Source organism: Streptomyces sp. NPDC005551, assembly GCF_042871785.1.
Classification (GTDB): Bacteria; Actinomycetota; Actinomycetes; order Streptomycetales; family Streptomycetaceae; genus Streptomyces.
Map to the genome: position 1 here is coordinate 167100 of NZ_JBIAJE010000005.1, position 25605 is coordinate 192704.

The 25605-nt window shown below is 72.2% G+C and carries 25 protein-coding genes; 12 read left to right on the forward strand and 13 right to left on the reverse strand.

Features of this window, described 5'->3' with window-relative positions:
* The first annotated feature begins 130 nt into the window (after positions 1–130).
* From ACFYP4_RS16160 to ACFYP4_RS16185, 6 genes are all read left to right on the forward strand, one after another.
* Positions 131–1447, forward strand: coding sequence for an ABC transporter substrate-binding protein (locus tag ACFYP4_RS16160; protein WP_388785861.1), 1317 nt, complete (start codon positions 131–133; stop codon positions 1445–1447).
* Positions 1444–2403, forward strand: coding sequence for a sugar ABC transporter permease (locus ACFYP4_RS16165; RefSeq protein ID WP_358852140.1), 960 nt, complete (start codon positions 1444–1446; stop codon positions 2401–2403). Before ACFYP4_RS16160 ends, ACFYP4_RS16165 begins: the two co-directional genes overlap by 4 nt.
* Positions 2400–3305, forward strand: coding sequence for a carbohydrate ABC transporter permease (locus ACFYP4_RS16170; RefSeq protein ID WP_358852141.1), 906 nt, complete (start codon positions 2400–2402; stop codon positions 3303–3305). Before ACFYP4_RS16165 ends, ACFYP4_RS16170 begins: the two co-directional genes overlap by 4 nt.
* Entirely contained in the window at positions 3302–4333 is a 1032-nt protein-coding gene (locus ACFYP4_RS16175) for a LacI family DNA-binding transcriptional regulator (RefSeq protein WP_358852142.1), read from the forward strand. The genes ACFYP4_RS16170 and ACFYP4_RS16175 overlap by 4 nt, the downstream gene beginning before the upstream one ends.
* A gap of 113 nt (positions 4334–4446) precedes the next feature.
* The gene (locus ACFYP4_RS16180) at positions 4447–4800 is read left to right on the forward strand and encodes a VOC family protein (protein ID WP_358852143.1); all 354 of its coding nucleotides are present in this window, start codon (positions 4447–4449) and stop codon (positions 4798–4800) included.
* Positions 4801–4884: 84 nt separating this feature from the next.
* Positions 4885–5277 (forward strand): MarR family transcriptional regulator, encoded by a 393-nt coding sequence (locus ACFYP4_RS16185; protein ID WP_358852144.1) that lies wholly within the window; start codon positions 4885–4887, stop codon positions 5275–5277.
* A gap of 105 nt (positions 5278–5382) precedes the next feature.
* Here ACFYP4_RS16185 and ACFYP4_RS16190 read toward each other — a convergent pair whose 3' ends face one another.
* From ACFYP4_RS16190 to ACFYP4_RS16200, 3 genes are all read right to left on the reverse strand, one after another.
* On the reverse strand, positions 5383–5820 hold the full coding sequence (locus ACFYP4_RS16190) for an SseB family protein (protein ID WP_358852145.1): 438 nt from the start codon (positions 5818–5820) through the stop codon (positions 5383–5385).
* 175 nt (positions 5821–5995) lie between these two features.
* Positions 5996–6607 carry a hypothetical protein gene (locus ACFYP4_RS16195; RefSeq protein WP_358852146.1) on the reverse strand — a complete coding sequence of 204 codons (612 nt, stop codon included), beginning with the start codon at positions 6605–6607 and terminating at the stop codon, positions 5996–5998.
* 211 nt (positions 6608–6818) lie between these two features.
* The gene (locus ACFYP4_RS16200; protein WP_388785865.1) at positions 6819–7775 is read right to left on the reverse strand and encodes a MerR family transcriptional regulator; all 957 of its coding nucleotides are present in this window, start codon (positions 7773–7775) and stop codon (positions 6819–6821) included.
* 92 nt (positions 7776–7867) lie between these two features.
* Between ACFYP4_RS16200 and ACFYP4_RS16205 the strand changes: the two genes are divergently transcribed.
* Positions 7868–9481, forward strand: coding sequence for an alpha/beta fold hydrolase (locus ACFYP4_RS16205; protein WP_388785867.1), 1614 nt, complete (start codon positions 7868–7870; stop codon positions 9479–9481).
* 126 nt (positions 9482–9607) lie between these two features.
* Here ACFYP4_RS16205 and ACFYP4_RS16210 read toward each other — a convergent pair whose 3' ends face one another.
* The 6 genes from ACFYP4_RS16210 to ACFYP4_RS16235 all read right to left on the reverse strand — a co-directional run bounded on the left by ACFYP4_RS16210 (position 9608) and on the right by ACFYP4_RS16235 (position 15385).
* Positions 9608–9979, reverse strand: coding sequence for a DUF6479 family protein (locus ACFYP4_RS16210; RefSeq protein ID WP_358852149.1), 372 nt, complete (start codon positions 9977–9979; stop codon positions 9608–9610).
* Between the two features lie 97 nt (positions 9980–10076).
* Entirely contained in the window at positions 10077–11603 is a 1527-nt protein-coding gene (locus ACFYP4_RS16215) for an FAD-dependent oxidoreductase (RefSeq protein ID WP_358852150.1), read from the reverse strand.
* 53 nt (positions 11604–11656) lie between these two features.
* Entirely contained in the window at positions 11657–12898 is a 1242-nt protein-coding gene (locus ACFYP4_RS16220) for an aromatic acid exporter family protein (protein ID WP_388785869.1), read from the reverse strand.
* A gap of 44 nt (positions 12899–12942) precedes the next feature.
* Positions 12943–13827: an SDR family oxidoreductase gene (locus tag ACFYP4_RS16225; protein WP_358852152.1), complete on the reverse strand. Its 885-nt coding sequence runs from the start codon at positions 13825–13827 to the stop codon at positions 12943–12945.
* Positions 13828–13933: 106 nt separating this feature from the next.
* Positions 13934–14959: an SDR family oxidoreductase gene (locus ACFYP4_RS16230; protein WP_388785871.1), complete on the reverse strand. Its 1026-nt coding sequence runs from the start codon at positions 14957–14959 to the stop codon at positions 13934–13936.
* A gap of 252 nt (positions 14960–15211) precedes the next feature.
* Positions 15212–15385: a hypothetical protein gene (locus ACFYP4_RS16235; RefSeq protein WP_388785873.1), complete on the reverse strand. Its 174-nt coding sequence runs from the start codon at positions 15383–15385 to the stop codon at positions 15212–15214.
* Positions 15386–15799: 414 nt separating this feature from the next.
* On the opposite strand from ACFYP4_RS16235, the gene ACFYP4_RS16240 reads away from it, so the two are divergent.
* Together ACFYP4_RS16240 and ACFYP4_RS16245 are read left to right on the forward strand one after the other, a co-directional pair.
* Entirely contained in the window at positions 15800–18070 is a 2271-nt protein-coding gene (locus ACFYP4_RS16240; protein WP_388785875.1) for a catalase, read from the forward strand.
* 43 nt (positions 18071–18113) lie between these two features.
* A complete protein-coding gene (locus ACFYP4_RS16245; RefSeq protein WP_388785877.1) occupies positions 18114–18908 on the forward strand; it encodes a VOC family protein in 795 nt (264 codons plus the stop codon).
* Positions 18909–18957: 49 nt separating this feature from the next.
* Here ACFYP4_RS16245 and ACFYP4_RS16250 read toward each other — a convergent pair whose 3' ends face one another.
* Positions 18958–20151, reverse strand: a complete 1194-nt coding sequence (locus tag ACFYP4_RS16250) for an acyl-CoA dehydrogenase family protein (RefSeq protein WP_388785879.1) — start codon at positions 20149–20151, stop codon at positions 18958–18960.
* Positions 20152–20316: 165 nt separating this feature from the next.
* On the opposite strand from ACFYP4_RS16250, the gene ACFYP4_RS16255 reads away from it, so the two are divergent.
* Positions 20317–21084, forward strand: coding sequence for an alpha/beta fold hydrolase (locus ACFYP4_RS16255; protein ID WP_358852157.1), 768 nt, complete (start codon positions 20317–20319; stop codon positions 21082–21084).
* A 71-nt stretch (positions 21085–21155) separates the two neighbouring features.
* Here ACFYP4_RS16255 and ACFYP4_RS16260 read toward each other — a convergent pair whose 3' ends face one another.
* Positions 21156–21380: a hypothetical protein gene (locus tag ACFYP4_RS16260; RefSeq protein ID WP_358852158.1), complete on the reverse strand. Its 225-nt coding sequence runs from the start codon at positions 21378–21380 to the stop codon at positions 21156–21158.
* A gap of 263 nt (positions 21381–21643) precedes the next feature.
* Between ACFYP4_RS16260 and ACFYP4_RS16265 the strand changes: the two genes are divergently transcribed.
* Together ACFYP4_RS16265 and ACFYP4_RS16270 are read left to right on the forward strand one after the other, a co-directional pair.
* Positions 21644–22120 (forward strand): DUF6325 family protein, encoded by a 477-nt coding sequence (locus ACFYP4_RS16265; RefSeq protein ID WP_358852159.1) that lies wholly within the window; start codon positions 21644–21646, stop codon positions 22118–22120.
* A 33-nt stretch (positions 22121–22153) separates the two neighbouring features.
* Positions 22154–22459 (forward strand): SHOCT domain-containing protein, encoded by a 306-nt coding sequence (locus ACFYP4_RS16270; protein ID WP_388785882.1) that lies wholly within the window; start codon positions 22154–22156, stop codon positions 22457–22459.
* 95 nt (positions 22460–22554) lie between these two features.
* On the opposite strand, the gene ACFYP4_RS16275 is transcribed toward ACFYP4_RS16270, so the two are convergent.
* Both ACFYP4_RS16275 and ACFYP4_RS16280 read right to left on the reverse strand, forming a co-directional pair.
* Positions 22555–23865 (reverse strand): hypothetical protein, encoded by a 1311-nt coding sequence (locus tag ACFYP4_RS16275; protein WP_388785884.1) that lies wholly within the window; start codon positions 23863–23865, stop codon positions 22555–22557.
* A gap of 407 nt (positions 23866–24272) precedes the next feature.
* A complete protein-coding gene (locus ACFYP4_RS16280) occupies positions 24273–25565 on the reverse strand; it encodes a DUF2254 domain-containing protein (protein ID WP_388785886.1) in 1293 nt (430 codons plus the stop codon).
* Positions 25566–25605 lie beyond the last annotated feature (40 nt).

Consider the following 25605-nt stretch of genomic DNA (forward strand, 5'->3'; position numbering starts at 1 on the left):
GAGAGCTCAACATAACCGCACAGCAACAACCATTGACAAGTGTCCGGGATGTTTCTCTACTGTGAACGCTCACAGAAGCATGGCAGGTCGTCCGCAGCAGGCGGGGACCCAGCTCAGGGGAGAACATTCCATGCCGAACAAGAAGCTCCACCGCCTCGCCGCCGGTACGGTCGCCGTCGCGCTCGGCACCACCGCACTCGCCGGCTGCGGCTCGTCGGACGACGGCACGGCCGAGTCGGGGCCGGTCTCGCTGACGTACTGGACCTGGACCCCGGGCATGGACAAGGTCGTCGACCTGTGGAACAAGGGGCCGGGCAAGAAGCAGCAGATCGAGGTCACGGTCAAGAAGCAGGCGTCCGGTGACACGCTCGTCACCAAGATCCTCACCGCGCACAAGGCGAAGAAGGCCCCCGACCTGGTGCAGGCCGAGTACCAGGCCCTGCCGACCCTGGTCAGCAACGACGCGCTCGCCGACATATCCGGTGACGTGGACGGGGTGAAGGACAAGTTCGCCGACGGCGTCTGGCAGCAGACCACCCTGGGCTCGGACGCGGTCTACGCGATTCCGCAGGACTCCGGGCCGATGATGTTCTACTACCGCGAGGATCTCTTCAAGAAGTACGGACTGACGGTCCCGACGACCTGGGACGAGTTCGCCGAGACCGCCCGGGCGCTGAAGAAGAAGGCCCCGGAGAAGGACCTGACCACCTTCTCCGCCAACGACTCCGGACTCTTCGCCGGTCTCGCGCAGCAGGCCGGCGCCAAGTGGTGGACGACCTCGGGCGACAAGTGGAAGGTCGCCATCGACGACGGGGCGACGCGGAAGGTCGCCGACTTCTGGGGCGGGCTGGTGAAGGAGGGCGCGATCGACAACCAGCCCATGTACACGCCGGCCTGGAACAAGGCGCTCAACACCGGCAAGCAGATCGCCTGGGTGAGCGCGGTGTGGGCGCCGGGCACACTCACCACCGCCGCCCCCGACACCAAGGGCAAGTGGGCGATGGCCCCGCTGCCGCAGTGGTCGGCCTCCGACAACGTCACCGGCAGCTGGGGCGGCTCGTCGACCGCCGTCACCACCGACTCCGGCCACCGCGAGGCGGCCGCGAAGTTCGCCGCCTGGCTGAACACGGACCGGGACGCGCTGACCGCCCTTGCGAAGGAAGGCGGCATCTACCCGGCCGCCACGACCGCGCAGACCAGCGAGGCGTTCCTGAAGCCGCCGGCCTTCTTCTCCAACCAGCCGGACTTCTACCCGCAGGCATCGAAGATCGCCGACACGACCGCGCCCGCCGCCTGGGGCCCGAACGTGAACGTGGCGTACACGTCCTTCAAGGACGCCTTCGCCGCCGCCGCCAAGAACAGGTCGGACTTCGGTGCCGCCCTGAGGACGATGCAGGACGACACGGTCGCCGACCTGAAGAAGCAGGGCTTCGAGGTCGCTCGGTGACGACAGCACACCGGACGCCGTACGGGGCCGAGAAGGCCCCGTACGCCACCCCCGTCAAGCGGACGCGCAGCGCCCCCTACGTCTTCCTCCTCCCCGCCGGCGTCCTGTTCGCCCTCTTCTTCGCCCTGCCCATCGGCTACGCGATCTGGCTCAGCCTGCACAAGGTCCAGGTCAAGGGACTGGGTCTGGGCGCGGGCGCGCGCGAGGAGGTGTGGGCCGGACTGGAGAACTACACCGACGCGTTCACCGACTCCGAGCTGCTCGGCGGCGCGCTGCGCGTCCTCGGCTACGGCGCCATCGTCGTCCCCGTCATGCTCGGCCTCGCGCTGGTCTTCGCGCTGATGCTCGACACCGAGCGGGTCCGCCTCGCGCCGGTCACCCGGCTCGCAATCTTCCTGCCGTACGCCATTCCAGGCGTCGTCGCGGCGCTGCTGTGGGGCTTCCTCTACCTGCCCGACGTCAGCCCCTTCTACTTCGTGCTCGACAGACTTGGCCTGCCCCAGCCGGACCTGCTGGACGGCGGTCCGCTGTACCTGGCCCTCTCCAACATCGCGATCTGGGGAGGCACCGGCTTCAACATGATCGTCATCTACACCTCGCTCAGGGCGATCCCGGCCGAGGTGTACGAGGCGGCGAAGCTGGACGGCGCCACGCCGCTGCAGACCGCACTGCGGATCAAGATCCCGATGGTGGCGCCCTCGCTGGTGCTCACCTTCTTCTTCTCGATCATCGCGACCCTCCAGGTGTTCAGCGAGCCGACCACCCTCAAACCGCTCACCAACTCCGTCTCCACGACCTGGAGTCCGCTGATGAAGGTGTACCAGGACGCCTTCGGCAAGGGCGACATCTACTCCGCGGCCGCGTCCGCCGTGCTCATCGCCGTCGTCACCCTCCTGCTGTCCTTCGCCTTCCTGCGGGCCGCGAACTCCCGTAACAAGCAGGAGGAAGCACGATGAGTTCCCTCGCCGTAGGCAAGTCCGTCCCGGCCGCCGGCACGACGCCCGGGACCGCTCAGGGGCCGCCGCTCCGGCGGCGGATCGCCCTCGTCCCGACCCTCACGCTGCTGCTCGGCGCCGTCTACTGCCTGCTGCCGGTCGCCTGGGTGGTGATCGCGGCGACCAAGTCGGGCCGCGAGCTGTTCTCCACCTTCACGTTCCTGCCCGGCACCGGCTTCACCCAGAACCTGAAGGACCTCCACGCCTACCGCGACGGCATCTACTGGCGGTGGATGGGCAACTCCGCCCTGTACGCCGGTCTCGGGGCGCTCCTGTCGACCGCGGTCTCCGCACTGAGCGGCTACGCGCTCGCCGTCTACCGCTTCCGGGGCCGCGAGAGCGTGTTCAACGTGCTGCTCGCCGGCGTGCTGATGCCCCCGGTGATCCTCGCCGTCCCCCAGTACCTCCTGCTGGCCAAGGCCGACCTCACGGACTCCTACGCGTCCGTGCTCCTCCCCCTCGTGCTGTCCCCGTACGGCGTGTATCTCGCGCGGATCTACGCTGCCGCGGCCGTGCCCGCCGACGTGGTGGAGGCGGGGCGGATGGACGGGGCGAGCGAGTGGCGCATCTTCACCCGGATCGCGCTGCCGATGATGGTGCCGGGACTGGTGACGGTGTTCCTGTTCCAGTTCGTCGCGGTGTGGAACAACTTCCTGCTGCCGTACATCATGCTCAGCGACGACGAGAAGTTCCCGATCACGCTCGGCCTGTTCACCCTGCTCGAACAGGGAGCCAACACCCCGGCGCTCTACACCCTCGTCATCACCGGAGCCCTGCTTGCGGTCCTTCCGCTGATCGCCCTGTTCCTGGTCATCCAGCGCTTCTGGAGCCTTGATCTGCTGTCCGGAGCCGTAAAGTCGTGACCATGAACAACACGGGGGGCAGACGCAGGCCGCCGACGATCCACGACGTGGCACGCGAGGCCGGTGTCTCGCGCGGGACGGTGTCGCGCGTCCTCAACGGCGGCCACTACGTCAGTCCGGCCGCGCAGGAAGCCGTCAACGCCGCCATCCGCAAGACGGGTTACGTCGTCAACCGGCACGCCCGCTCGCTCATCACGGGACGCTCCGACTCCATCGGCTTCCTGCTGACGGAACCCCAGGAGCGGTTCTTCGAGGACCCCAACTTCAATGTGCTGCTGCGTGGTTGCACGCAGGCCCTGGCCGCGCACGACATCCCGCTGCTGCTGATGCTCGCGGGCACGCGGGACGAACGGCGGCGCATCACGCGGTACATCACCGCCGGCCATGTCGACGGCGTGCTGCTGGTCTCCAGCCACTCCGGCGACCCGGTCGCCGAGGAGCTGCGCGAGGCGGGCGTGCCGCTCGTCGCGTGCGGGAAGCCCATCGGGCTCGGCTCGAAGGTGAGTTACGTCGCCGCGGACGACCGGGACGGCGCCCGTGACATGGTGCGCCACCTGCTGTCCCTGGGACGCCGCCGTATCGGGATGGTGACCGGCCCGCTGGACACCCCGGGCGGTGTCGAGCGGCTCGCCGGGTATCGCGAGGTGCTCGCGGAGGCCGGCATCGAGGCCGACGAGCGCCTCGTCGTGTCCGGCGACTACAGCCGGGCCAGCGGCGAGGCGGGGGCGCAGCGGCTGCTGGCGGCGGCGCCCGGCATGGACGGTGTCTTCGTCGCCTCCGACCTGATGGCGCAGGGAGTGCTCGCCGCCCTGCACAGGGCGGGACGACGGGTCCCCGAGGACGTGGCGGTCGGTGGTTTCGACGACTCCCCCGCCGCCACCTCGGCCACTCCCGCCCTCACCACCATCCGCCAGCCCTGGGACCGGATCAGCTCCGAGATGGTGCGGGTCCTGCTCGCCCAGATCGGGGGCCAGGACGCAGCCGCGGTGATCCTGCCGACGGAGCTGGTGCGGCGCCAGTCGACCTGAGGCCGGGCCGGGAGACACCGGTCAGGATCGGAGAAGCGGTCCACGGCTCACCGTCCTAGGTTGGAGGAGCCGGCGCGAGGACGCCGGCTCCCACCAGCGCGGAGGAGTTCGCCATGACCAGTGGCCTCACGACCATCGTCTACCCCGTCAAGGACCTCGCCCGGGCGAAGGCCGTCTTCGGCGCCCTGCTGGGCGTCGAACCGTACGCGGACGAGCCGTACTACGTCGGCTTCAGGACGGCCGGACAGGACACCGGCCTGGACCCCAACGGTCACGCCAAGGGCATGACGGGTCCGGTCCCCTACTGGACCGTCGAGGACATCAGGGCCGCCCTGTCCGCCCTGCTCGCCGCCGGGGCCGAGACGCTCCAGGACGTCCAGGACGTCGGTGGCGGCAGGCTGATCGCCTCGGTGAAGGACGCGGACGGGAATCCGATCGGCCTGGTCCAGGACTCCGCCGGGTCCTAGTGCCGCGGCACTGGCCGACCCCGCTGCATGCGTCTGCACTAGTTGCATGCTCAATGAATGGCGGCATTCTGTTACCGTGCATGTATGGCAGCCAAGACGACCGGCGCCCGCCTCGAAGATCGGTGGCGGGACATCCTGTCGGTGCACGCGCGCACGATGTGCGAGATCGACCGAGCACTGCATCCACACGGCCTCGGCGCCAGCGACTTCGAGGTGCTGGACATCCTCGCCACCAGCACCGCGGCGGACGCCGGCGAGCACTGCCGCGTGCAGAACCTCGCCGGCCGGGTCCATCTCAGCCAGAGCGCCCTGTCGCGTCTCATCGGCCGGCTGGAGAAGGAGGGGCTGGTCGAGCGGACGGTCTGCCAGGAGGACCGGCGCGGAGTCTGGGTCGCCCTCACCGCCAAGGGCCGCGACCTGCACGCCGAGACGCTTCCGCTGCAACGGGACGCCCTCGCCCGCATGCTGGACGGCTGACGGCCACCGTTCGGTGCCACAGGCCGGCCCTCGCGGGGAGCCCGGCCCTGCGGACCCGGCCGCTCCCCTCCTCGACGGCGACCGGGCCCGTACGGCGCGCGGCTGTTACGCCCGCGGCCGGGCCAGGAGGGTGCGGACGCCCTCGGACGTGAGGGTCAGTCCGCGCGGCGAACTGGGGTCGATGGTGAGCGAGAGATCGCCGGCGGGCCACTGCGCGGCGAGCGCTCCGAGCGGCACGAGACGGTAGCGCGACACGGAGGGCAGCAGCCCGGCCATCTCCACCTCGGAGGTGAACACCGGCACGACCTGCACGCCGCCCGGCTGCTCCAGCACGGGCAGGGCCACGGCCGAGGGGTCGGCCGCGTCCTCCTCGGCGGCGTCGTCGGGCACGGGGACGAGGATGTCGCTCCCGGCCAGCGTGTCCAGCGCCACCACGTCCTGGGTGTCGCGGGCGAGGGTGTCCAGCGCCTCCTGCGCCGGAGTCGCGGGCACCGCGGCGTTGCCGGGCGCGGGGGCGGTGTGGTCGTTCGAGGGTGTCTCCATGACTGATTCCCAGGTAGTTCGGACGGGCCACCGGGACAAGATCGGCCCGGGGCGCAGTCACCGTCGCCTACCCGGCCGCAGCCGGGGCATTCCTGCCGGGTCACGGACCCGGCCACGGTCGGTGTCCCCGGCGGCAAGCCGTCCGGGGCGACCGTGCCCGGCTCCGTACCCGGGCTCAGTGGAGCTTGTTGACCGCGGTGACGGTCGTCGCCTTGAAGCCGGCGACCTTCGCGTGCTGGAAGGTGCCCATCTGCCCCCACCGCACGACCGTCACGGCGGTGCCGTCCCGGCCGACCGAGAACAGACTGATGTCGGAGGCGCCCCAGGAGGTCTCGGTGTGGACGCCGTAGACGTGGGCCCCCTCCTCCACGTCGAGTTTGCCGTAGTACTTCTGCGTCGCGGTCACCTCCGGGTCCTGCTCCATCAGCTTCGCCGCGCAGCCCGCGAGGTCCTTGCGCAGCAGCGCCGCGAAGTCCTTGGCCCGCTGCACGCTCCGCTCCTCGACCGTGACCTGGAGCGCGTTGGTGTCGAGGTCGGTCCAGTACGCGCGGTGGCTGGAGATCGACGGCAGGGCCTCCCCGACACACATCGGCAGCGGGTCCGGCTGGCCGGCGGTCACTTCGCCCGCGTACCAGGCGGACGACGGGTGCGCGGGCAGCTCGGCCGGTTCCAGGAACTGGGGCGAGCCGGATCCGGCGGCGCTCGCCGGGACGGCGGTCGCCGTCACCGCCGCGCCGACCGCCACAGCCGCCAGGACGAGCCGCGTGCCACGCGTACGGATGTTCATGTTTCCCCCTGTTGATGGTTCGTCGTACCGATGCGCGTCGGCCACGCCGGAGAACGCCCCCGGCCGACCGTCACGCCACCTATGACCCACGACAGCCCCCGTTCGTTGCCCCCTGTCACCGCTACGGACCTGTCCCCTTTGTCACCGGACGGCAACAGGCGCCGGACGCGCCCCGCCCGGGCCGGAACCGCGGCCCCGCCGGGGGCCTTCCTCAGGCCGCCGAGGCGGTCGGGCGGACGGTCAGCGCCGCGTGCAGCCAGTCGTGCGCGGCCCCGGGGGTGGGCTCCGCCCGGGCACCCGGCGGGGTGATGACCTCGGCCACCAGCTCCCAGTACATGTCGATCCGCGGGTCGGCCGCGAGCTGACGTGCCAGCAGGCGGCGGAAGTCCGGGGTGTCGCGGATGCCGTACGCCCTCGCGTACGCGTCGACGAAGCTGTCCAGCGCCTCGCCCCCGTGCGGTTCCCGGTCCCGTCGCAGGTGTACGGCCGCCAGCTCGTACGCCTCGGCCAGACCCGCGTACAGCACCGCCGCCCCACGGGCTCCCGCCGTGCGGTGCGCCTCGGGCTGGGGCCGTCCGCCCACGTCCGGGCACGGCGCGAGGGTCAGCGCGTTCAGCCGGGCGAAGGCGAGGACATGCGCCGGTCGCGGATCGTCGGGCGGCTGCGGCACCGCCACGTCCAGGAATGCGGCGGTCGACCTGGCAGGCATCCGCGCGGGCAGCCAGGCACGCCAGAACCGGGCGAGCGGGGCCGTGCTCGGCGGGGCGGTCAGGGCGCCGACCAGGAGCAGCCGGTCGGCCCGCTCGCCGGGCGGGCACTCCTGCACCAGCCGCAGAGCGGCCTCCCGCCAGCGCAACTCCCGGAGGCGGGAACCGAGTTCACGGAGCTGCCCGGCGACGGCGTCCTCCAGGACCCCGCCCGGCGCACAGCCCTCGTCCTCGTCGAGGACGCGCCGCACCTCGGGCAACGGCAGGTCGAAGGCGCGCAGGGAGCGGATCAGCCGCAGCCGCTCCAGCGCGCCCGGCCCGTACCGGCGGTGGCCGCCGGCGCTGCGGGACGCCTCGGGCAGCAGGCCGCGTTCCGAGTAGAAGCGGACGGTCTTGACGGTGACGCCCGCCGCTTCGGCGAGCTCTCCGATGCCGCACAGACCGTCGTGGGACGTGAACACTTGAACCTCCCTCAGGGGGAGTTCCTACCGTACCGGCGAGCGCGGACGGGTGATCGGGACGTCCGCGGAGGACGACGTTCGAGGAGAAGGCCATGACTGTGTTCATCCTGGTGCCGGGCGTGTTCACCGGCGCACACGTGTGGGAGGAGACGGCCGCGCGGCTGACCGCCGCGGGCGCCGAGGTGCACGCCGTCGCCCTCACCGGACCGGGCCGCCCCCGCGACGCGGCGACTGCGGTCGTCGACCTGGACACGCATGTCGCGGATGTGCTCGCGGTGATCGACTCGGTCGACGCGGCGGCCGGCCGGGAGATCGTGCTGGTCGGCCACGACTACGGGATCCATCCGGTGCGGGGCGCCGCCGACCGGCGCGCCGAGCGCATCGCCCGCATCGTCCACCTGGACGCGGGGATGCCGCAGGACGGCGTCCCGGCCCTCGCGGCCGTACCCGACCAGGCACTGCGCGAGCGGCTGGCCGAACGCGCCACCGGGGGCGCGGCGGGGGCCGGTGCGGGCACGGGCGCGGCGGGGACAGCTGCGGGTACGGGCGCGACGGGGGCCGGGACCGATGCGGACGCAAGTGGGCCCGCGGGTGGCACCGGCGAACTGGCGCCGCCCGCCCGCGACGAGTGGCCGCGCTGGGGCAGCACCGCGGGCGTACCCGACGCGGCGCTCGACCGGCTCACCGCCCTCGCCGCTCCGCAGCCGCTCGGCACGCTGCTCCAGCCCCTGCGGCTGACCGGCGCGGTGGACGCCGTGCCCAGTACGGGGGTGCTGTGCACCGGCAACGGCGGGAGCATCGAACTGGTCCAGATGCAGGTGGACTTCGGCGATCCCGCGCTGCAGGCACTCACCGGCCCCGGGGTCACCTTCTTCGAACTCCCCACCGGGCACTGGCCGATGCTGTCCTGTCCCGCCGAGCTGGCCGGGGTCCTGCTGCGCGCCGCGGCCGGTGAGGGGCACCGGCTGAAGGCGTCCGGCCCGGCCGAAACGCCCGCGCATCTGCGGCCGTTCCTGCTGGACGTGCCCGAACTCCCCCGCGAGCGGGCCGGGAACATCGACCTGTACCTGCCCGGTGCCGAGGGTCCGCGGCCCGCGGTGGTGTTCGTGCACGGCGGCCCGGTGCCCGCCGGGGCCCGGCCGACGCCCCGGGACTGGCCCACCCTCGTGGGCTATGCCAGGTATGCCGCCGGGCAGGGGGTGGTGGGTGTGACCCTCGATCACCGGCTGCACGGGGTGGAGGACTACGGGCGGGCCGCGGCGGACGTGGCCGCCGCGGTGGAACGGGTCCGGGCGGATCCGCGGGTGGACGCGGACCGGGTCGCGCTGTGGTTCTTCTCGGGCAGCGGCCCGATCACGGCGGACTGGCTGGGGGCGCCCCCGGCGTGGCTGCGCTGCCTGGCGGCCACGTACCCGATCATGGCGCCGCTGCCTAACTGGGGGATGACCTGCCGGTTCCGTCCGGCGGACGCGGTGGCCCACGCCGGCGCCCTGCCCGTGGTGCTGACCCGGGTGGGTCTGGAGGTACCCGAGATCGCCGCCACCGTCGAGGAGTTCCTGGCCGCGGCCGAGGACTGCGGGGCGGCCGTCGATGTCGTCGACGTGCCGCACGGCCACCACGGCTTCGAGACCCTCGACCCGACGGACGAGTGGCGCGAGGCCGTGCACCGCGCGATGCGCCAGGTGCTGGCGCACGTCACGAACTGAGCGTCCCGGACCCCGGAAAGGCTTGAGGCTCTCCGCGCCGTCAGCGGCGGAGAGCCCAACGGGGCTGCCTTTCCGAACCCCGTACCGTTCGAATCCTTCGCCCGCGCCGTTCGGCGGTGACAGCCGTCAGGTGCGGCCCGGGCCGCCGCTGCCGAAACCACCGGAGCCGGAGTCCCACCGGGGCCGCGGCTGGTTCTCGCCCTCGGTGGTGCTGCCGGACTGGCGGACCTGCTGCGGGTTGAGCCGCTCGCCCCCGTCCGCGGCCCGGGGGACCTCGTTCGGCTCCGGCGTCTCCCGGGTCTCGTGAACGGCGCCGGTCTCCGGCAGCCTGGGCTGCTCATGGGGCTTCGGGGGCTCCGGCTCCCGGCGCCGCACCTTGATGCCGAGCCGTACGGCCCAGATCAGGGCGGCGACGACGAGGAGACCGCCCAGGAAGGCCCCCATCACGCCGAATGCCGCGTCCTTGAAAACAGCCAGTTCGTATCCCGTCGCTTTCATGGCTGCCGGGTACCCCGCAGGAGGCAAGTAATCCACCCTGCGCCCCTCGGCCACCCCCGCTGACCTCTGCCTCTTCGGCCCCGCGGGGGGACCGTCCTCAGATGTCGCGCCGCTCCAGCGGCTTGGTGGCGGGGCCCTGGACGATCTCGCCGTCCGTGCCGAAGCGAGAGCCGTGGCAGGGGCACTCCCAGGCCCGCTCCGCCCGGTTGAAGGCGACCAGGCACCCCATGTGCGTACAGCGCGCGGAGACGGCGTGCACCTCTCCGTCGTCGTCGCGGAAGACCGCGCACCGCTGTCCCCCGACCCGCACCACCGCTCCGTCACCCGGGGCGATGTCGTCCACGGACTGCGCGGGCCCGGGCGGCGACAGCCGGTCGCCGACGAAGTGGCGCGCCACCTTCGCCTGGTTCTTCAGGAAGGCCGGCGCCTCCCGCACGGCCGAGAGCACCCGCCGCGGGTCGTACAGATCGCTCCACGGCGACTTCTCCCCGCTGATCAGCGTCGACAGGAGCTGCCCCGCCATGATGCCGCCGCTGAGACCCCAGCCGCCGAAGCCGGTGGCCACGTACACGTGACGGGTGGCCGCGTGCAGTGGTCCGACGAGCGGCACGGAGTCACTGGATTCGTTGTCCTGCGTGGCCCAGCGGTGCGTGAAGGCGAGCTCCCCGAAGTGCCCGGTGGCCCAGTGGGCGAGCCGCCCGAACCGCTCCTCGACGTCAGCGGTACCGGGCGTGAAGTGTTCCCCGGTGACGATCAGCAGCCGTTGGCCGTCCTCGTAGGGGGCCGTGCGCAGCGAGCGGGTGCTCTGCTCCTGGGTGATGAACATGCCGTGCGGATCGAGGTCGGCCGGGATGGGCGCGGCCAGGACGAGTTCACGGCGCGGGGAGAGCCGGGTGAACAGGAGCGCCCGGTCGAAGATCGGGTAGTGCGTGGCGACCACGACGTCCGTCGCCGTCACCGTCGACCCGTTCTCGGTGGTGAGCCGGCAGGGCTCGCCCTCCTTGAGTCCGACGACCCTGGTCCTCTCGTGGATCACCGCGCCCTGCCCGCGCAGGTCGTCGGCGAGCGCGAGGAGGTACTTGCGTGGATGGAACTGGACCTGCTCCGTGACCCGGACGGCGCCCGCGACGGGGAAGGGCAGGCCCGTCTCGGTCACGTACTCGGCCGGGAGTCCGGCCTCCCGGGCGGCCTCCGCCTCCGCCTTCAGATCGGCGATGCCCGAGGGGTCGTGCGCGAAGGTGTAGGCGGCCGTGTCCTCCCAGTCGCAGTCGATGCCCAGTTCGTCCACGACCGCCGCCGCGTGCCGGATGGCCTCCGTCTGGGAGCGGGCGTACAGCTTGGCGCCCTCGGGCCCCCGGGTGTGCCGCAGCCGTGCGTAGATCATGGTGTGCAGCGCGGTGAGCTTGGCCGTGGTGTGACCGGTGACGCCCGCGGCGATCCGGTCGGCCTCCAGCACCGCCACGCTGCGCCCCCGGCGCGCCAGTTCCCAGGCCGTGCTGAGCCCGGCGATCCCCGCGCCGATCACGGCGACGTCGACCGTGATGTCCGCGTCCAGAGGCGGCAGGTCCGCGGCGGGCGCCGAATCGATCCAGTACGACTTCTGCTGGTCCGCGTGCGTCTTCATGCGCCCCGGGTTCCCCGGCCGTCGCGACCGAAGCGCGGCGGTGCCCGGATGGCTCAGCGCCCCACGGGCTGCTCCGTACGAGACTGCCGGGCGCCCTGCGCCTCGAAGACCGCGTCGGGGTCCGCGATGCGCACGAGAGCCGACAGGAGCCGCCGGGTGTCGGCCAGGACACCGCCGGTCGCGGGGGTGAGCACCCGCTGCCCGTGCGCGCACGCGGTGGTGAGACGACGGTGGGCGGCGGAGGCCCCGGCCAGCGCCCGCCGGCACTCACGCGTCCGGTCCTCGTCCCGGCGTCCGTCCTCCTGGAGGTGGTCGTCGAGCAGGCACACGTCGCCCGCCGCCCGCAGCAGTTCCGCCAGGGCGTCCCGCGCGTCAGCCGGGAGCGGGGGCCGGGGGGCGGCCTCGGTCAGCGCGCGTGTGGTCCTCATGATGTGCTCGGTGACCTGGTCCCAGACGAAGTCCCAGGCGGCCGGCGGTTCGGGCGGGATGCGGCGCAGCCGCCGGGCCGGGTTGATCCGGTAGCTCTCGTCCGCCCACCGGCGTGCCTCGCGCAGGTCCGTCACCACGTCCGTGAGCCGCTGGGCGCTCTCGTACCACCGGCGCGCCTGCTCCTGGCCGTGGTCCGCCCGCAGTCCGTCGGCGACCTGGTGCAGCAGTTCGCCGCAGGACCGCGGGAGTTCCTCGCGCAGCTGGGTCACCCGGCGCACATGCACCGGCGGAAGGATCAGCGCGTTGACGCCGATGCCGATGACCGCGCCGAGCAGCGTCTCCAGGAGCCGGTGCAGGATGTCCGCGCCGGTGTAGGAGCCGTAGACGAGGACGAACAGCGCTGCGGTCGGCGCGTAGAGGCCGTTGGAGCCGAAGCGGGCGTAGTTGCCGAGGAGGACGGTGATCGGCAGCGCGAGCGCCATCGCGGCCATCTCGTTGTGGGTCAGCGCTCCCGCTCCGGCGGCCAGCAGCGTGCCGACCAGCACCACGACGAACTGCTGGAGCGCGGACAGCAGGGAGCGGTAGACGGTGTGGTGCATGAGGAACAGCGCGGTCCAGGGCGCCAGCAGCGCCATGGGCGCTTCCCACCACCACCCGGCCACCGCCCACGCCAGCAGCGCCGCCCCCGCGGCCTTGAGGGACTGCACCGCGGTGTTGCGTTCCGAGCCCGGCACCGTGACGGCCCGCCACACGGAGCGCCGGATCTCGGCCAGTTCCCAGCCCAGGGTGTGCACAACGACGTGGCGTTCCCTGCCCGTCGCCCGTTCCGTGACCCGCTGTCGCACCGTCCTCCTGTCGTCGTCCATGTCGTGCGCGGGCGTTCCGCGTACGCCGTCGAGTCGTCGCCCGGTTACGGCAGGGGCGTCCCACCGGTGGCGTTCATGATCTCCGCGGTGATGAAACTCGCGTGCTGCGAGGCCAGGAAGACGTACGCGGGGGCCATCTCGGCGGGCTGCGCGGGCCGGCCCATGGGTGACTGCTTCCCGAACTCGGCCGTGTCGGGCATCGTCGCGGGGATCAGCGGCGTCCAGACGGGTCCCGGTGCCACCGCGTTCACGCGGATGCCGTCACCGGCGACCATCTGCGCCAGTCCCTGGGTGAACGTGACGATCGCACCCTTGGTCATGGCGTAGTCGAGGAGGTGCGGACTCGGCTTGTAGGCCTGCACGGACGTCGAGTTGATGATCGAGCCGCCCGCGGGCATGTGCGGCAGGGCCATCTTGGACAGCCAGAACATGCCGTACAGGTTGGTGCGCACCACCCGGTCGAACTGCTCGGTCGAGATGGCGGAGATCCCGTCCGGCTGGGACATCTGGTACGCGGCGTTGTTGACCAGGATGTCGATGCGGCCGAACTCCGCGACGGCGCGCTCGACCAGTCGGCGGCACTGCTCCTCCTCACGGATGTCGCAGGGCACCGCGACGGCCTTGCGCCCGGCGTCCTCCACCAGACGTGCGGTCTCGCGGGCGTCCTCGGCCTCCTCGGGCAGGTGGGTGAACAGGACGTCCGCGCCCTCCCGGGCGAAGGCGAGGGCCACCGCCCGCCCGATGCCGGAGTCGCCGCCGGTCAGGAGGGCCTTGCGGTCCGTCAGCAGGCCGCTGCCCCGGTAGGACTCCTCCCCGTGGTCCGGCGGCGGGTCCATGGGCCCGGTCCAGCCTGGGTGCTGCTGCTCCTGCTGCGGGAAGTCGGGCTGCGGGTGCTTGTCTACGGGGTTCTGCTGCCCGTGGTCGCTCATGGGTGGTGCCTTTCTTCTCGCTCGTGGGGGAAGCGCGGCGTTCGCTCGTGGGGAGGCGTGGCGCCCGCGCCTGGTCGAGAGTGCCCACGAGCCCGTGCTCCACACCTCAGCCCACGGTTCGGCCCCGCAGCGGTGCGGTGTCCGCCCCCGAACCTCGGCGCATTCCTTCCAGCAGTTCCTCCAAGGCCTCGACGGCGGTGCGCCGGGGCTGCCAGCCCAGCTCGGTGCGGGCGCGCGCGCAGTCCATCAGGGGCAGCCGCAGGACGGCGTCGAACAGCTGCGGCGACGCCGGCAGGAGGTGCAGCGCCCAGGCGGCCGCGAGCCCGGAGCGAGCCACCGGGCTCGGCACCCGCACGGGCCTGGCGTGGAACAGCTCGCCGAGGACACCGGCGTCGAGCGGCGGATCGGCGGCGATGTTGAAGGCTCCCCGCACCTCGCGCAGCACCGCGAGGCGGTAGGCGTCGGCGGCGTCGTCCGTGTGCAGGGCCTGGAAGCGCAGGCCGGGGATGTCCGGGACGACCGGCAGCGCCTCGGGCCTGAGCAGCGGTCCCGGCAGGAGACGGCCGCCGAAGATGCGCCGCTGTTCGCTGGCCGACTCCCGCTTGAACAGGAACGCCGGCCGCATGCGTACGACGCGTGTGCCGGGGTGCTCCCGTTCGAAGGTGTCGAGGACCCGCTCCAGATAGGCCTTCTCCCGGGTGTACGCGGCCCCGGGCCAGCCGTGGGTGGGCCAGGACTCGTCGACGGCGCGGTCGTCGGGGCCGGGCGAGTAGGCACCGACGGACGAGGCGTGGATCAGCGCGGGGACGCCCGCCCGCGCGACGGCCTCGAAGACGCGCACGCTGCCCAGGACGTTGGTGCGCCAGGTGACGGCGGGGTCCCGGGCGGGCTGGAACTTCCAGGCGAGGTGGACGACGGCGTCCGCGCCGCGGAACAGCTCGACCAGGCCGGTGTCCTTCTCCAGGTCCACCGCCTTCCACGTGGTGCGGGGCGGCGACCAGTGCGGGGTCCGGCGCGCCAGGCCCACGACGGACGCGACCGCCGGATCCTCGCTCAGCAGGCGCACCACGCTGGTGCCGACGTTGCCGGTGGCTCCGGTGACGACGATCTTCTTGCCGGGTGAGTCCGTCACGTCGTGAGTCCTCTCGGGAGAGCCCGGACCGCCGCGGCTTCGGCGACGGTGCCTCCGTTCACCGGAGGGTCCGAGAGCCTCGGTCTCCGTCGGAGCGGCTGTCCGGGTTCCCCTGTGCCGCTCCCCCACACGGCTCCGGCCCCGCTGACCGACAGGCGTCGCGCACAGGGGCCGGAGAGACGATTCGCCTCTCCGGCCCCTGGTTCTTCCCCTGCCTTCCCTCGCGGGTCCTCCGCCGGCACGCGAAGCCGGTCAGTCCTCGCCCCTGACGATGTTCCAGTCGGAGCCCGTCTGCGCCTGCCGGCCGTCTCTCTCGGCCCGGGCGGCCACGCAGGTGCGTATGGCGCTCCCGCGCCCACGTCGTGCCTCGGCCCAGCCCGTCTCGGGCCGGCGCATGCTGCTGTCATTACGGACGTCCGCGGTCACGGCACTCCAACTTCCTTCTGCCTCCGGGCCCCGCCCGCGCGGGACTGCCACTGCTCCACGCTCGTACCTGTCTGTCCGGCCGGGTCCCCCTCCTCGCCGCCGCGAAACCCCGGCGGCGGTCCGCATGCGGGACGGCCCGGGGCCGTGACCCGTTTGGCCCGGGCCCACCGGGTACTCGGCCGCCAGAACCGGCGGAGTCGTGGTCTCCGGATCCCACCTCGCGCACCCGCCACCGCCGGCGTTCTCGCCGGGGCGGTGCGCACCGTCCCCGTCCCGTGCGGTTCGCCTGTCCCGTGCGGTTCGCCCTCCGTCCCGCCGGCAGCGGCTCGACGATCGGTGAACCTGCGCGATCGGGCGATTCGACGAACGGGGCTCGGGTACCCAGGCGGGACCTTCGACCCCCTTGGAAGTGTGATGAGCGAGAAGAACCCCCTGAAGGCCAAGGCCGAGCAGGTCGTCGACGCGATCCGTGAGGCCGGCGCGCCGGACTCCGTGCCGGGCAGGCCGGCCGTGCAGCCGCCGGCCGTCGCCGAGCCCACCGAACCGCGTGAGCCGCTCCCGCCCAAGCCGGATCAGGGTTCCCCCGAGACGGTCAGCCCCACGGGTCGGCCGACCGGCGCCGCCCCGGCCGACATGGCTCAGGGTGGCGCCTACCTGACCACCGCCCAGGGGGCCCGTCTCCACGACACGGACCACTCCCTGAAGGCCGGTGCCCGCGGGCCCGTCCTCCTCCAGGACCACCATCTGCGCGAGAAGATCACCCACTTCGACCACGAGCGCATCCCGGAGCGGGTGGTGCACGCCCGCGGCGCGGCCGCTCACGGCGTCTTCCAGGGCTACGGGACCGCCGCCAACGTCACCAAGGCGGCCTTCCTCGCCAAGGACGCCGAGACGCCGGTGTTCGTACGGTTCTCCACCGTGCTCGGGTCCCGCGGCTCGTCGGACACCGTGCGGGACACCCGGGGTTTCGCGACGAAGTTCTACACCAGTGAGGGCACCTTCGACCTGGTCGGCAACAACATCCCGGTCTTCTTCATCCAGGACGCCATCAAGTTCCCGGACGTCATCCACGCCGGCAAGCCGCATCCCGACCGGGAGATCCCCCAGGCGCAGAGCGCGCACGACACCTTCTGGGACTTCGTCACCCTGCACACCGAGGCCACCCACCACACCCTGTGGAACATGTCCGACCGGGGCCTGCCGCGGTCCTACCGCATGATGGAGGGCTTCGGCGTCCACACCTTCCGGCTGGTGAACGCCGAGGGCGCGACCACCCTGGTGAAGTTCCACTGGAAGCCGAAGCTCGGCGTCCACTCGCTGGTGTGGGAAGAGGCCCAGCTCATCAACGGCATGGACCCGGACTTCCACCGGCGGGACCTGGCCGACGCGATCGAGGCCGGTGCATACCCGCAGTGGGAGCTGGGCATCCAGGCGTTCCCGGACACCCCGGACCAGACCTTCGAGGGCATCGACCTGCTCGACCCGACCAACATCGTGCCCGAAGAGCTGGCGCCGGTGCAGCCGATCGGCATGCTGACGCTGAACGCCAACCCGTCCAACTACTTCGCGGAGACCGAGCAGGTGGCCTTCCACCCGGGGCACCTCGTCCCCGGCATCGACGTCACCGACGACCCGCTGCTGGCCGGACGGCTGTTCTCCTACCTGGACACGCAGATCAGCCGGCTCGGCGGCCCGAACTTCGGCCAGCTCCCGATCAACCGGCCCCACGCCCCCGTCAACGACATGCTGCGCGACGGCATGCACCAGACGGCGGTGCACACCGGAGTGGCGCCCTACAAGCCCAACTCCCTCGACGGCGGCTGCCCGTTCCTGGCCGGCGCGGACACCGGCGCGTACATCGAGACCCCGGTCGAGGTGCCCGCGGCCCGCAAGGTCCGGCAGGCGCCCGCGTCGTTCTCGGACCACTTCAGCCAGGCCCGCCTGTTCTGGCTCAGCATGACCCCGACGGAGCGCGAGCACATCGTCGGCGCATACACGTTCGAGCTGGGCAAGTGCTACGAGCAGGCGATCAAGGAACGGGCGCTCCAGGTGCTCGCCAACATCGACCCCGAGCTGTGCGAGCAGGTCGCCGCCGGACTCGGGCTGCCGGCCCCGCAGGCCACGGAGCCCCTGCTGACGCCCGAACCGAGCCCGGCCCTCTCCCAGCTCGGCAAGGTCTGGCCGCTGGAAGGGCGCATCATCGGCATCGTGACGGACGAGCAGGGCGACCTGGACGGTGTGCGCGCCGTGCAGAAGGCCGTCCTGGAGGCGGGCATGGTGCCGCTGGTCATCGCCCCGGCCGGCGGGAAGCTGGACGCGGACGGCGAGCCGATCACGGTGCAGCGCTCCTTCGCCACGGCCCGGTCCGTGGAGTGCGACGCGCTGCTCCTGGCAGGCGTTCCGGGTCCCGCCAAGGACGCCTTCGGGGCGCGTGACGCGAAGGCGGGCGACGGTGCCGTCGGCGCGACCGCGGACCCGCGCGTGACGCTGATGCTGGCGGAGGCCTTCCGGCACGGCAAGGCCATCGGCGGCTGGGCCGGCGCGGACGCCGTCCTGACGGCCGCGGGCATCCCGGCGGACGCTCCGGGCGTGGTGGGCGCCGACACCGGCACGGGCGTGTTGGAACAGGTCACCGGCCTGCTCGGCCAGCATCGTGTGTGGGAGCGCTTCGGCACCCGGCTCTGACCTCAGGGGCCGGCCACAAGAACAGAACGGCAGTGCGACGACCATGAACAGCGACAGAACGCTTCGCAGCCAGGTCTACTCCAGCCAGTCGGTCTTCGGGGCCCCGTGCTGGGTCAGCCTTACCGCACGCGACCTGCAGGCCACCCAGGACTTCTACGCGGCGGTGCTGGGCTGGGAGTGGCGTTCGGTCAAGCTGGGCGACCAGTTCAAGGTCGCGCACGTGAACGGAGTCCCGGTGGCGGGAGTGGCCGCGGTGGCGTCCATGTGGCAGATCGCCGCCGCCTGGACTCCGTACTTCGCCGTGCCGAGCGCGGACGAGGCCGTGTCGCGCAGCCAGGAACGCGGCGGTACGACGGCAGTGGGGCCGATCGCCTTCCCACCGGGGCGGGCGGCCCTGCTGGCCGACCGCGACGGAGCGGTCTTCGGGATCTGGGAGGGCAAGCTGGTCACGGGCTGGGAGGACTGGCGCCGGGTGGCTCCCACCTTCGTACGGCTGCACACGCGGGACGCCTTCGACGCGGCGATCTTCTACGGCGAGGTCCTCGACTGGGCCTCCGACCGCGCCGGCTGCTGCGACGTCGACTACGAGGAGAACGAGGTCGTGCTGCGCAGCCGCGGCGACGTGGTCGCCCGGATCCACTCCGGCGCCCTCGGGGCCGCCCCCGAGCCCACCCTGCGGCCCCACTGGCAGGTCCATTTCGCCGTCGACGACGTCGAGGCCTGCGCCCGGGCCGCCCGCGCCCACGGCGGATCCGCGCGGCAGGGCGGCACCGGATCCACCGAGGCGGTCCTCTCCGACCCCGACGGGGCGCACTTCACCGTGACGCGCAGCGTCTGAGGCGAGGCCGCGCCACCGGAGCGGCGCGCCTGACCCGCTCCGTCCCCGCTCAGACGAACGCGCTCTGTCCGGTGATCGCCTTGCCCACGATGAGGGTGTTCATCTCCCGGGTGCCCTCGAAGGAGTAGATGGCCTCCGCGTCCGCGAAGAAGCGGGCGACGTCGTAGTCCAGGACGATGCCGTTGCCCCCGAAGATCTCCCGTGCCCACGCGACGACCTCCCGCATGCGCGCGGTGACGTGGGCCTTGGCCAGGGAGGAGTGTTCGTCCTTGAACACGCCGTCGTCCTGGAGCCGGGCCAGCTGCACCAGCATGCCCCACGACGCCGTGATGTTGCCGAGGCTCTTGACGAGCAGGTCCTGCACCAGCTGGAAGCCCGCGATCGGCCGGCCGAACTGCTCCCGCTCGGTGGCGTAGTCCAGCGCCAGTTCATAGGCGCCGATCATCACGCCGAGCGCCTGCCAGGCGACCCCGCTGCGGGTGGCGCGCAGGATCTCCGCGACGTCGCGGAAGGACTCGATGTTCTGCAGCCGGTCGGTCTCCGCCACCCGTACACCGGTCAGCGTGACGTCCGCGTTCTCCACGATCCGCAGGGACGTCTTGTTCGCGATCTTCTCCGGTGTGAAGCCCTTGGTGCCCTTCGCGACGACGAAGCCCTTGACGCTGTCGTCCTCGACGTCCCGCGCCCACACCACCACGTGGTCGGCGAAGGTGGCGTTGCCTATCCACCGCTTGGCTCCGTTCAGCACCCAGGTGTCGCCCTCGCGCTCGGCGGTGGTGCGCATCCCGACGGCCACGTCGGACCCGCCGAGCGCCTCGGTCAGGGCGAACGCCCCGATGGTGTCCATCCTGGCCATGCCCGGCAGCCAGCGGTCGCGCTGCTCCTGGCTGCCGCCCGCCTGGATCGAGTACATCGCGAGGCCGTTGTGGACGCCGAAGAAGGTGGCCACGGAGGCGTCGACGCGCGCCATCTCCATCGCCATCATTCCCGTCAGCAGGTGACCGGCCGCCGCGCCCTGCTCGCCGTAGCCCTCGTAGGGCAGACCCACGAGGCCGCTCGCGCGGAACTTGTCGATCAGCTCGGCCGGGAAGGTGCCCGCGGCCCAGTTCTCGTTCACCAGGGGCTTCACCTCGTCCCGCATGAAGGTCCGCGTCCGCAGCAGGATCTTGCGTTCCTCTTCGGACAGCGCGGCCTCGAAGTCGTAGAAGTCGGCGGCGGGCTGGTCTTCAAGATTGGTGGACATGCCGATCTTCTTCCACGCTTTCGTTGCACGATGCACAGGAGTCGCGCGCCGCCCACCAGCCCCGACGGGGCCGGCCACCCGGTAGCCCTGTCGACGGCGGCAGCGCGGTCAGTACGCTCGCGGGCGCAGCCTCACGTCGTCCGCCGTTCGAGAAAGGGACCACGCATGCCGGTCTTCACCGCCCCCGATGGCGTCAGCCTCTCCTACGAGGTGTGGCCGGGCACCTCCGAGCTGCCACTGGTGCTGCTGCATCACGGCTTCATCGCGGACGGGGAGTCCAACTGGGTCGCTCCCGGCATCGTCGCCGCGCTGACGGCCGCCGGCCGCCGGGTCGCCACCATCGACGCCCGCGGGCACGGCAGGTCGGACAAGCCGCACGATCCGGCCCGCTACGGCGAGGCCCGGATGGCCGAGGACGTCCGCGCGCTAGTCGACCTGCTCGGGGAAGCGTCCTACGACCTGGCGGGCTACTCGATGGGAGCGATCGTCTCCCTGCTCACGGCGGTACGCGATCCGCGCGTCCGCCGCCTGGTGGTCGGCGGTGTGGGCGCCGCCGTGGTCGAACTCGGCGGTGTCGACACGCGGGCCGTCGGGCGTCCGGCGCTGCTGCACGCGCTCGGCACCGACGATCCGGCCACCGTCACCGATCCGGCGGCCGCCGGTTTCCGCGCCTTCGTCGACGCCGTCGGCGGTGACCGGAAGGCGCTGGCCGCACAGGTCAGCGCCGCGCACGACCGGCCGATACCGCTGGACACGGTCAAGGCCCCGACGCTCGTCCTCGCCGGCCGGGACGACCCTCTCGCCGTGCGTCCGCAGACTCTCGCGGACGCGCTCCCGGACGCGAGGCTGCGCCTGGTGCCCGGCGACCACATGCAGGCGGTGCGCGACCCCGCCTTCCGCGACGAACTGGTGCGCTTCCTCGGCACCGGCTGACGTCAGGTGTGCGGGGACCGCCGCCGCGGTCCCCGCACGGACGGCGGAGGCGTTCTCGTGTGCGGTGCTCCTCAGCCGCCGAGGATGCCCGTGGGGAGGAGGGACTGGGCGGAGGTCGCCGGATGGCCCACTTCGAGCGAGCCGAGGACACCGCTCAGGAAGGGCACCAGCGGAGCACCGGAGGCCGGGCCGGGGACGGGGACGGGAGCCGAGGCGGCGGGAGCGGCCTGGGCGACGGGAGCGGAGGCCAGCAGGGCCGTGGCGAGGACGGAGACACAGGCGAGCTTTTTGATCATGTCCGTCCTAACGACGCCCCCTCCCGCGGGAAACGCGGGCGTCACCCGCTCGGCACCGGGCCGCCGGTCGAACAGGCGCCTCCGTCGCCGTGGCCGAGCGTGCGCCCGGCGATGACCGGCTGCCCGGCAGCGGTGCCCACCTTCGCCCCGAAGGTGCGTACGACGACCTGCGGTGTTGGAATTGAAGGCGGCGATGAGCGCGGCCCGCGGGGGCGCGGCCGACGCGCCGTCGGAGGCAGCAGGCCGCCAGGCGAGGAGTCCGAATGAGCGTCGACGCATTCTCGGAAATGGGACCCGTCGATTACCTGGTCCTGGAGTTCCCCGGTAACCGCATGACCGGGGAGGGCCTGCCTCTCCTGCTCGACCTCGTCGACCGGCACATCATCCGTGTCCTCGACCTGTCCTTCGTCCGCAAGGACGAGGACGGCTCGGTCAGAGCGCTCGAGCTCACCGACATGGACGGCGACGGGGAACTCGACCTGGCCGTGTTCGAGGGTGCCTCCTCCGGCCTGCTCGGCGAGGACGACCTACGGGAGGCCGCCGCCGTTCTCGAACCCGGCAACTCCGCGGGCGTCCTCGTGTACGAGAACGTGTGGGCCGCACCGCTGGCATCGGCCCTGCGCCGCAGCGGAGCCCGGATGGTCGCCAACGGGAGGATCCCGGCCGAGGACCTCCTGTCGACTCTGGAGGCCGTCGAGGCCGGATCCCCCTCCTCAGGGCTGTCCCGCAACGGCTTCTAGGCCGACGCCCGCCCGACGACAAGGACACCTGCCATGCCCGGTCTGCTCCGCGGGGTCGCCCGCACCGCCGTCATCTCCGGTACCGCCACCGCCGTCTCCAACCGCGTCTCGCGCCGCCAGGCCGGCCGGTGGGCGCAACAGGAGGACGAACAGACCCCGGCGGCGCCGCCCCGGCAGACCTACAACGCTCCGGCACCCGTTCCGGCGCCCGAGCCGGCGGCCGCAGCGTCGATGGACACCAAGATCGCCCAGTTGAAGGAACTCGCCGAGCTCAAAAAGCAAGGAGTGCTCTCCGAGGCGGAGTTCGCGGCTCAGAAGAGCCGCATCCTCGAACTCTGAACGGGACACCCGCCCGTCGCGGCCACCGGGGTCACCGCGCGGATTCGGTCGGAGCGCGCGGGCCACCGGTTCACTTCACCTCCCCGGCGGCGTCCTCACGCGGGCCGCGGTTGCTTCCCGCCGTCATGCCGGCCGGTGTCGTCCCCCGCCCCGGCGTCGTCCCCCGCCCCGGTGTCGTCGAGGAACTCGCGAACGGCGAAGGCGGCCAGGACCGCGGCCACGATCCACAGCACGACCGCTGTGCTCGGATACGACCAGGTGACGAGAACGATCAGGGCGATGAGCAGGATGAGACCACCGATCCACCGCTTGTGGCGGTGGACGAAACGGCCCAACGCGCCGAGCCGCAGGCCGCCCGAGCCGGCGACGCCCCGCACGGACGCGATGCCGTCGGCGCAGGCTCGCCGCACCGTGACCGCAGGCCGCGAGGGCCCGGTCAGGAAGGCTGCGCAGGCTGTCACCAGAGCGACGGCGGCGACCGCGCGGAGGGTGGCCCGAAGGAACTTGACGAGTGCGTCGAACACGGCGGCGGCCGCGTCCTGCGACACCTCGGCCGGCAGGCGGTCGAGGTAGATGTCGCGGAAGACGGTCAGGCTCACCCCGAGAACGAGCATCCCGAAGGCCACGGCGAGCGCCGTCGTCACCAGAACCCGCCGCCGGCGGGTTGCCAGGAGGATCCCGGCGGCGGCGATGAGCACGGTGAGTACCGGAAGCCATGAGCCGACGATCTGGAGGATCCGGGTGTACGTCCTCACCTCGACGAGCTGCTCCGAGGAGAAGACGACGAAGTCGGTGTGCACCTGCGGAATGCCCGCGGCGCGGGAGAGGCCCGATTTCACCAGCTCGTCCTTGGCCCGTTCGACGACGGGGCCGACGTCGATGGCGACCTGATCGCCCTTCAGGGTCACGGCGCCGCCGCCCTTGCCCGTGAGCGCCTTGTCCATGGTGCTGTGCGCCGCCCGGTTGGCGTCCGTCCACAGTGTCGCGAAGGCGGGACTCGACACGATCCGGTGGACCGTGCTGCTCACCAGTTCCTTGAGACCGTTCTCGATGGGACCGTCGAGTTCACCGATCAGCTTGGCGAGAGCGGGTGGCGCCCCGTCCTGTCGGGCTGCCGAGGAGAGCTCGGCCACCAGGGCTTTCACGTCGATCCGGTCGAGGATCGCCTTCGTGGCCCGGTTGGTCACCGCCGTCCGCACCGCCGGGTCCTCGGCCAGCGGCGCGACGGTGTCGACATAGCGGTCGGTGTCCTCCACCATGCTGTCGGCCCACACCGCGACGACCGACAGCACGGACAGCAGTGCGGCCAGGATCACCAGCACGGCGGACAGAGCCGACCGCCACCGGTGCCGACGCGGTCTCCCGCCGCCCTCCAGTTCCGCGATCCGGCGCTGCAGATCCGCCAATTCGTTCCGTTGCCCTCCCGGAGAAGGCGTGCCGTGAGAGGGATCCGGCCGAGTGGGCTGGGGTTCCATGCGGATCTCCTGCGAGAGCACTTCGCGGGTGGCCGCGAGCGGCGGAGCGCCCGCCGCCAGTCCAGCAAAGGCGCTCCTCGCGGGTCCCGCGACCGGAGCGACGCCTCACGTCACCCTTCCGCGCCACCACCCTCATGACGCCCCGCCGAAGACCACGCGCCGGGGGCCGGATGCGACCGGATACGGCCGTGCGGATGAACACCACCCGCTGAGTCAGTTCGCCCCGGCGGTTCCGCTGCCCGTTCCCCCGTGACGACGGCGCCGGCGTCCGCCGTACCCGCCTCGCGCAGCCCGTCTCCCGCAGCCCGTCTCCCGCAGTCCGTCTCCCGCGCTCGCGGCTATGCCCGCGGAGGACGGTGCCCGCCGATGCCCTGCCGGTCCGACCCCTGCGCGATGGCCCTGCGGGCCGCGTCGGGGAACTCCCGCTCGACCGACTCCTGGAGCAGGCTCAACTCGGCTCGCACAGCGGGGTGCTGCGTCGACGGCAGGACGTCGAGCAGGTCTTCGAACATGGCGCGCAGCCGTCGGCAGACCTGCACGGACGACGCCCCGTAGTCGCAGATCTCGCAGACGGCCAGCTGCAGGTAGCTCTCCCAGTCGCGGCCCGGCAGCACGAGCCGGGCGTGACCGTGGTGGTCGGCCAGAACGTAACGGCCGGGAAGAGGCACCCCGCCGACCGTGTGCAGGAACGACTCGATGTGATTGATCACCTGCACCGCGGTCGTCGGGTCGTTCACCGCCGGGGAGAGCGCCCTGATCGCGATGTCGACGAGAACCCGCACGGCGAAGGCCGGGTCCTGCTCGATGGTGCGCTCGGGCCCGAGGGCGACGAGCGCGGTCACCCGCTCCGGGTCCGGTGTCGACGTGCCCCCGTGGACCTCGACGAGGACAGCTCCGGGCGGTACGAAGTCGCCGATCAGCCGGGTCACGACGAAGACGCAGTCGTGGCGCGCCGCCTCCGCGACCAGCCCGGTGACGTCGAACGCCTGGACGGCTCCGCCGTGTCCGGTGCGTATGCGCGCCACCGGACCGTCGCCCTGCACGGTCTTGTCTCCGCGCGGCGCCGCGCCCCGGACGGCCGAGGCCCCCGTGGTGAAGACGTCCTCCCCCATTCGCGCGACCAACGCCGCGATGGCCACCGGTCTCAGACTGTGGGTGAACCTGTTGAGGTAGATGAGCAGGAGTACGAGGCTGACGGCCACCGCCGCGCCGGCCAGGGTGACCCCGAGGTCGGGCACGGAGTCGGACTCGATGCTGCGCAGCAGGGAGAACGCGAACGCGCACGTCCCGGTGAAGGTCGCCAGCACCGCCTTCTGCAGCCGGTCCCGGTACCACAGGCGCATGTAACGGGGGGAGAGGGTTCCCGTCGCCTGCTGCACGACGAGCACGCCGATGGTGACGACGAATCCGAGCAGCGCCACCATCGCCCCGACGATGGCGGTGAGCACGTCGCTCGCGGTCCCCGCGGAGTAGCGCCAGCCGCTCGGCGGCCAGTCGGCGCCGTCCACGGTGAGGGCGAGTTCGGCGAGCAGGACACCGAGGACCAGACCGAACATCGGCACGATCCACAGGCTCGCCTTGACGTACTGCCGCCACCTGAACCTGACCGCCCACGACGTCAGGACACCCACGTCACGCCCCCTTCACCCGGAGGAGCCCCGTGCTCGTGCG

Coding starts and splice junctions, on each gene's coding strand:
- ACFYP4_RS16270 (WP_388785882.1), top strand. CDS start 22,154: ATGCCCGGTCTGCTCCGCGGGGTCGCCCGCACCGCCGTCATCTCCGGT.
- ACFYP4_RS16185 (WP_358852144.1), top strand. CDS start 4,885: ATGGCAGCCAAGACGACCGGCGCCCGCCTCGAAGATCGGTGGCGGGAC.
- ACFYP4_RS16245 (WP_388785877.1), top strand. CDS start 18,114: ATGAACAGCGACAGAACGCTTCGCAGCCAGGTCTACTCCAGCCAGTCG.
- ACFYP4_RS16225 (WP_358852152.1), bottom strand. CDS start 13,827: ATGAGCGACCACGGGCAGCAGAACCCCGTAGACAAGCACCCGCAGCCC.
- ACFYP4_RS16170 (WP_358852141.1), top strand. CDS start 2,400: ATGAGTTCCCTCGCCGTAGGCAAGTCCGTCCCGGCCGCCGGCACGACG.
- ACFYP4_RS16215 (WP_358852150.1), bottom strand. CDS start 11,603: ATGAAGACGCACGCGGACCAGCAGAAGTCGTACTGGATCGATTCGGCG.
- ACFYP4_RS16255 (WP_358852157.1), top strand. CDS start 20,317: ATGCCGGTCTTCACCGCCCCCGATGGCGTCAGCCTCTCCTACGAGGTG.
- ACFYP4_RS16250 (WP_388785879.1), bottom strand. CDS start 20,151: ATGTCCACCAATCTTGAAGACCAGCCCGCCGCCGACTTCTACGACTTC.
- ACFYP4_RS16220 (WP_388785869.1), bottom strand. CDS start 12,898: ATGGACGACGACAGGAGGACGGTGCGACAGCGGGTCACGGAACGGGCG.
- ACFYP4_RS16205 (WP_388785867.1), top strand. CDS start 7,868: ATGACTGTGTTCATCCTGGTGCCGGGCGTGTTCACCGGCGCACACGTG.
- ACFYP4_RS16265 (WP_358852159.1), top strand. CDS start 21,644: ATGAGCGTCGACGCATTCTCGGAAATGGGACCCGTCGATTACCTGGTC.
- ACFYP4_RS16180 (WP_358852143.1), top strand. CDS start 4,447: ATGACCAGTGGCCTCACGACCATCGTCTACCCCGTCAAGGACCTCGCC.
- ACFYP4_RS16190 (WP_358852145.1), bottom strand. CDS start 5,820: ATGGAGACACCCTCGAACGACCACACCGCCCCCGCGCCCGGCAACGCC.
- ACFYP4_RS16160 (WP_388785861.1), top strand. CDS start 131: ATGCCGAACAAGAAGCTCCACCGCCTCGCCGCCGGTACGGTCGCCGTC.
- ACFYP4_RS16195 (WP_358852146.1), bottom strand. CDS start 6,607: ATGAACATCCGTACGCGTGGCACGCGGCTCGTCCTGGCGGCTGTGGCG.
- ACFYP4_RS16210 (WP_358852149.1), bottom strand. CDS start 9,979: ATGAAAGCGACGGGATACGAACTGGCTGTTTTCAAGGACGCGGCATTC.
- ACFYP4_RS16240 (WP_388785875.1), top strand. CDS start 15,800: ATGAGCGAGAAGAACCCCCTGAAGGCCAAGGCCGAGCAGGTCGTCGAC.
- ACFYP4_RS16260 (WP_358852158.1), bottom strand. CDS start 21,380: ATGATCAAAAAGCTCGCCTGTGTCTCCGTCCTCGCCACGGCCCTGCTG.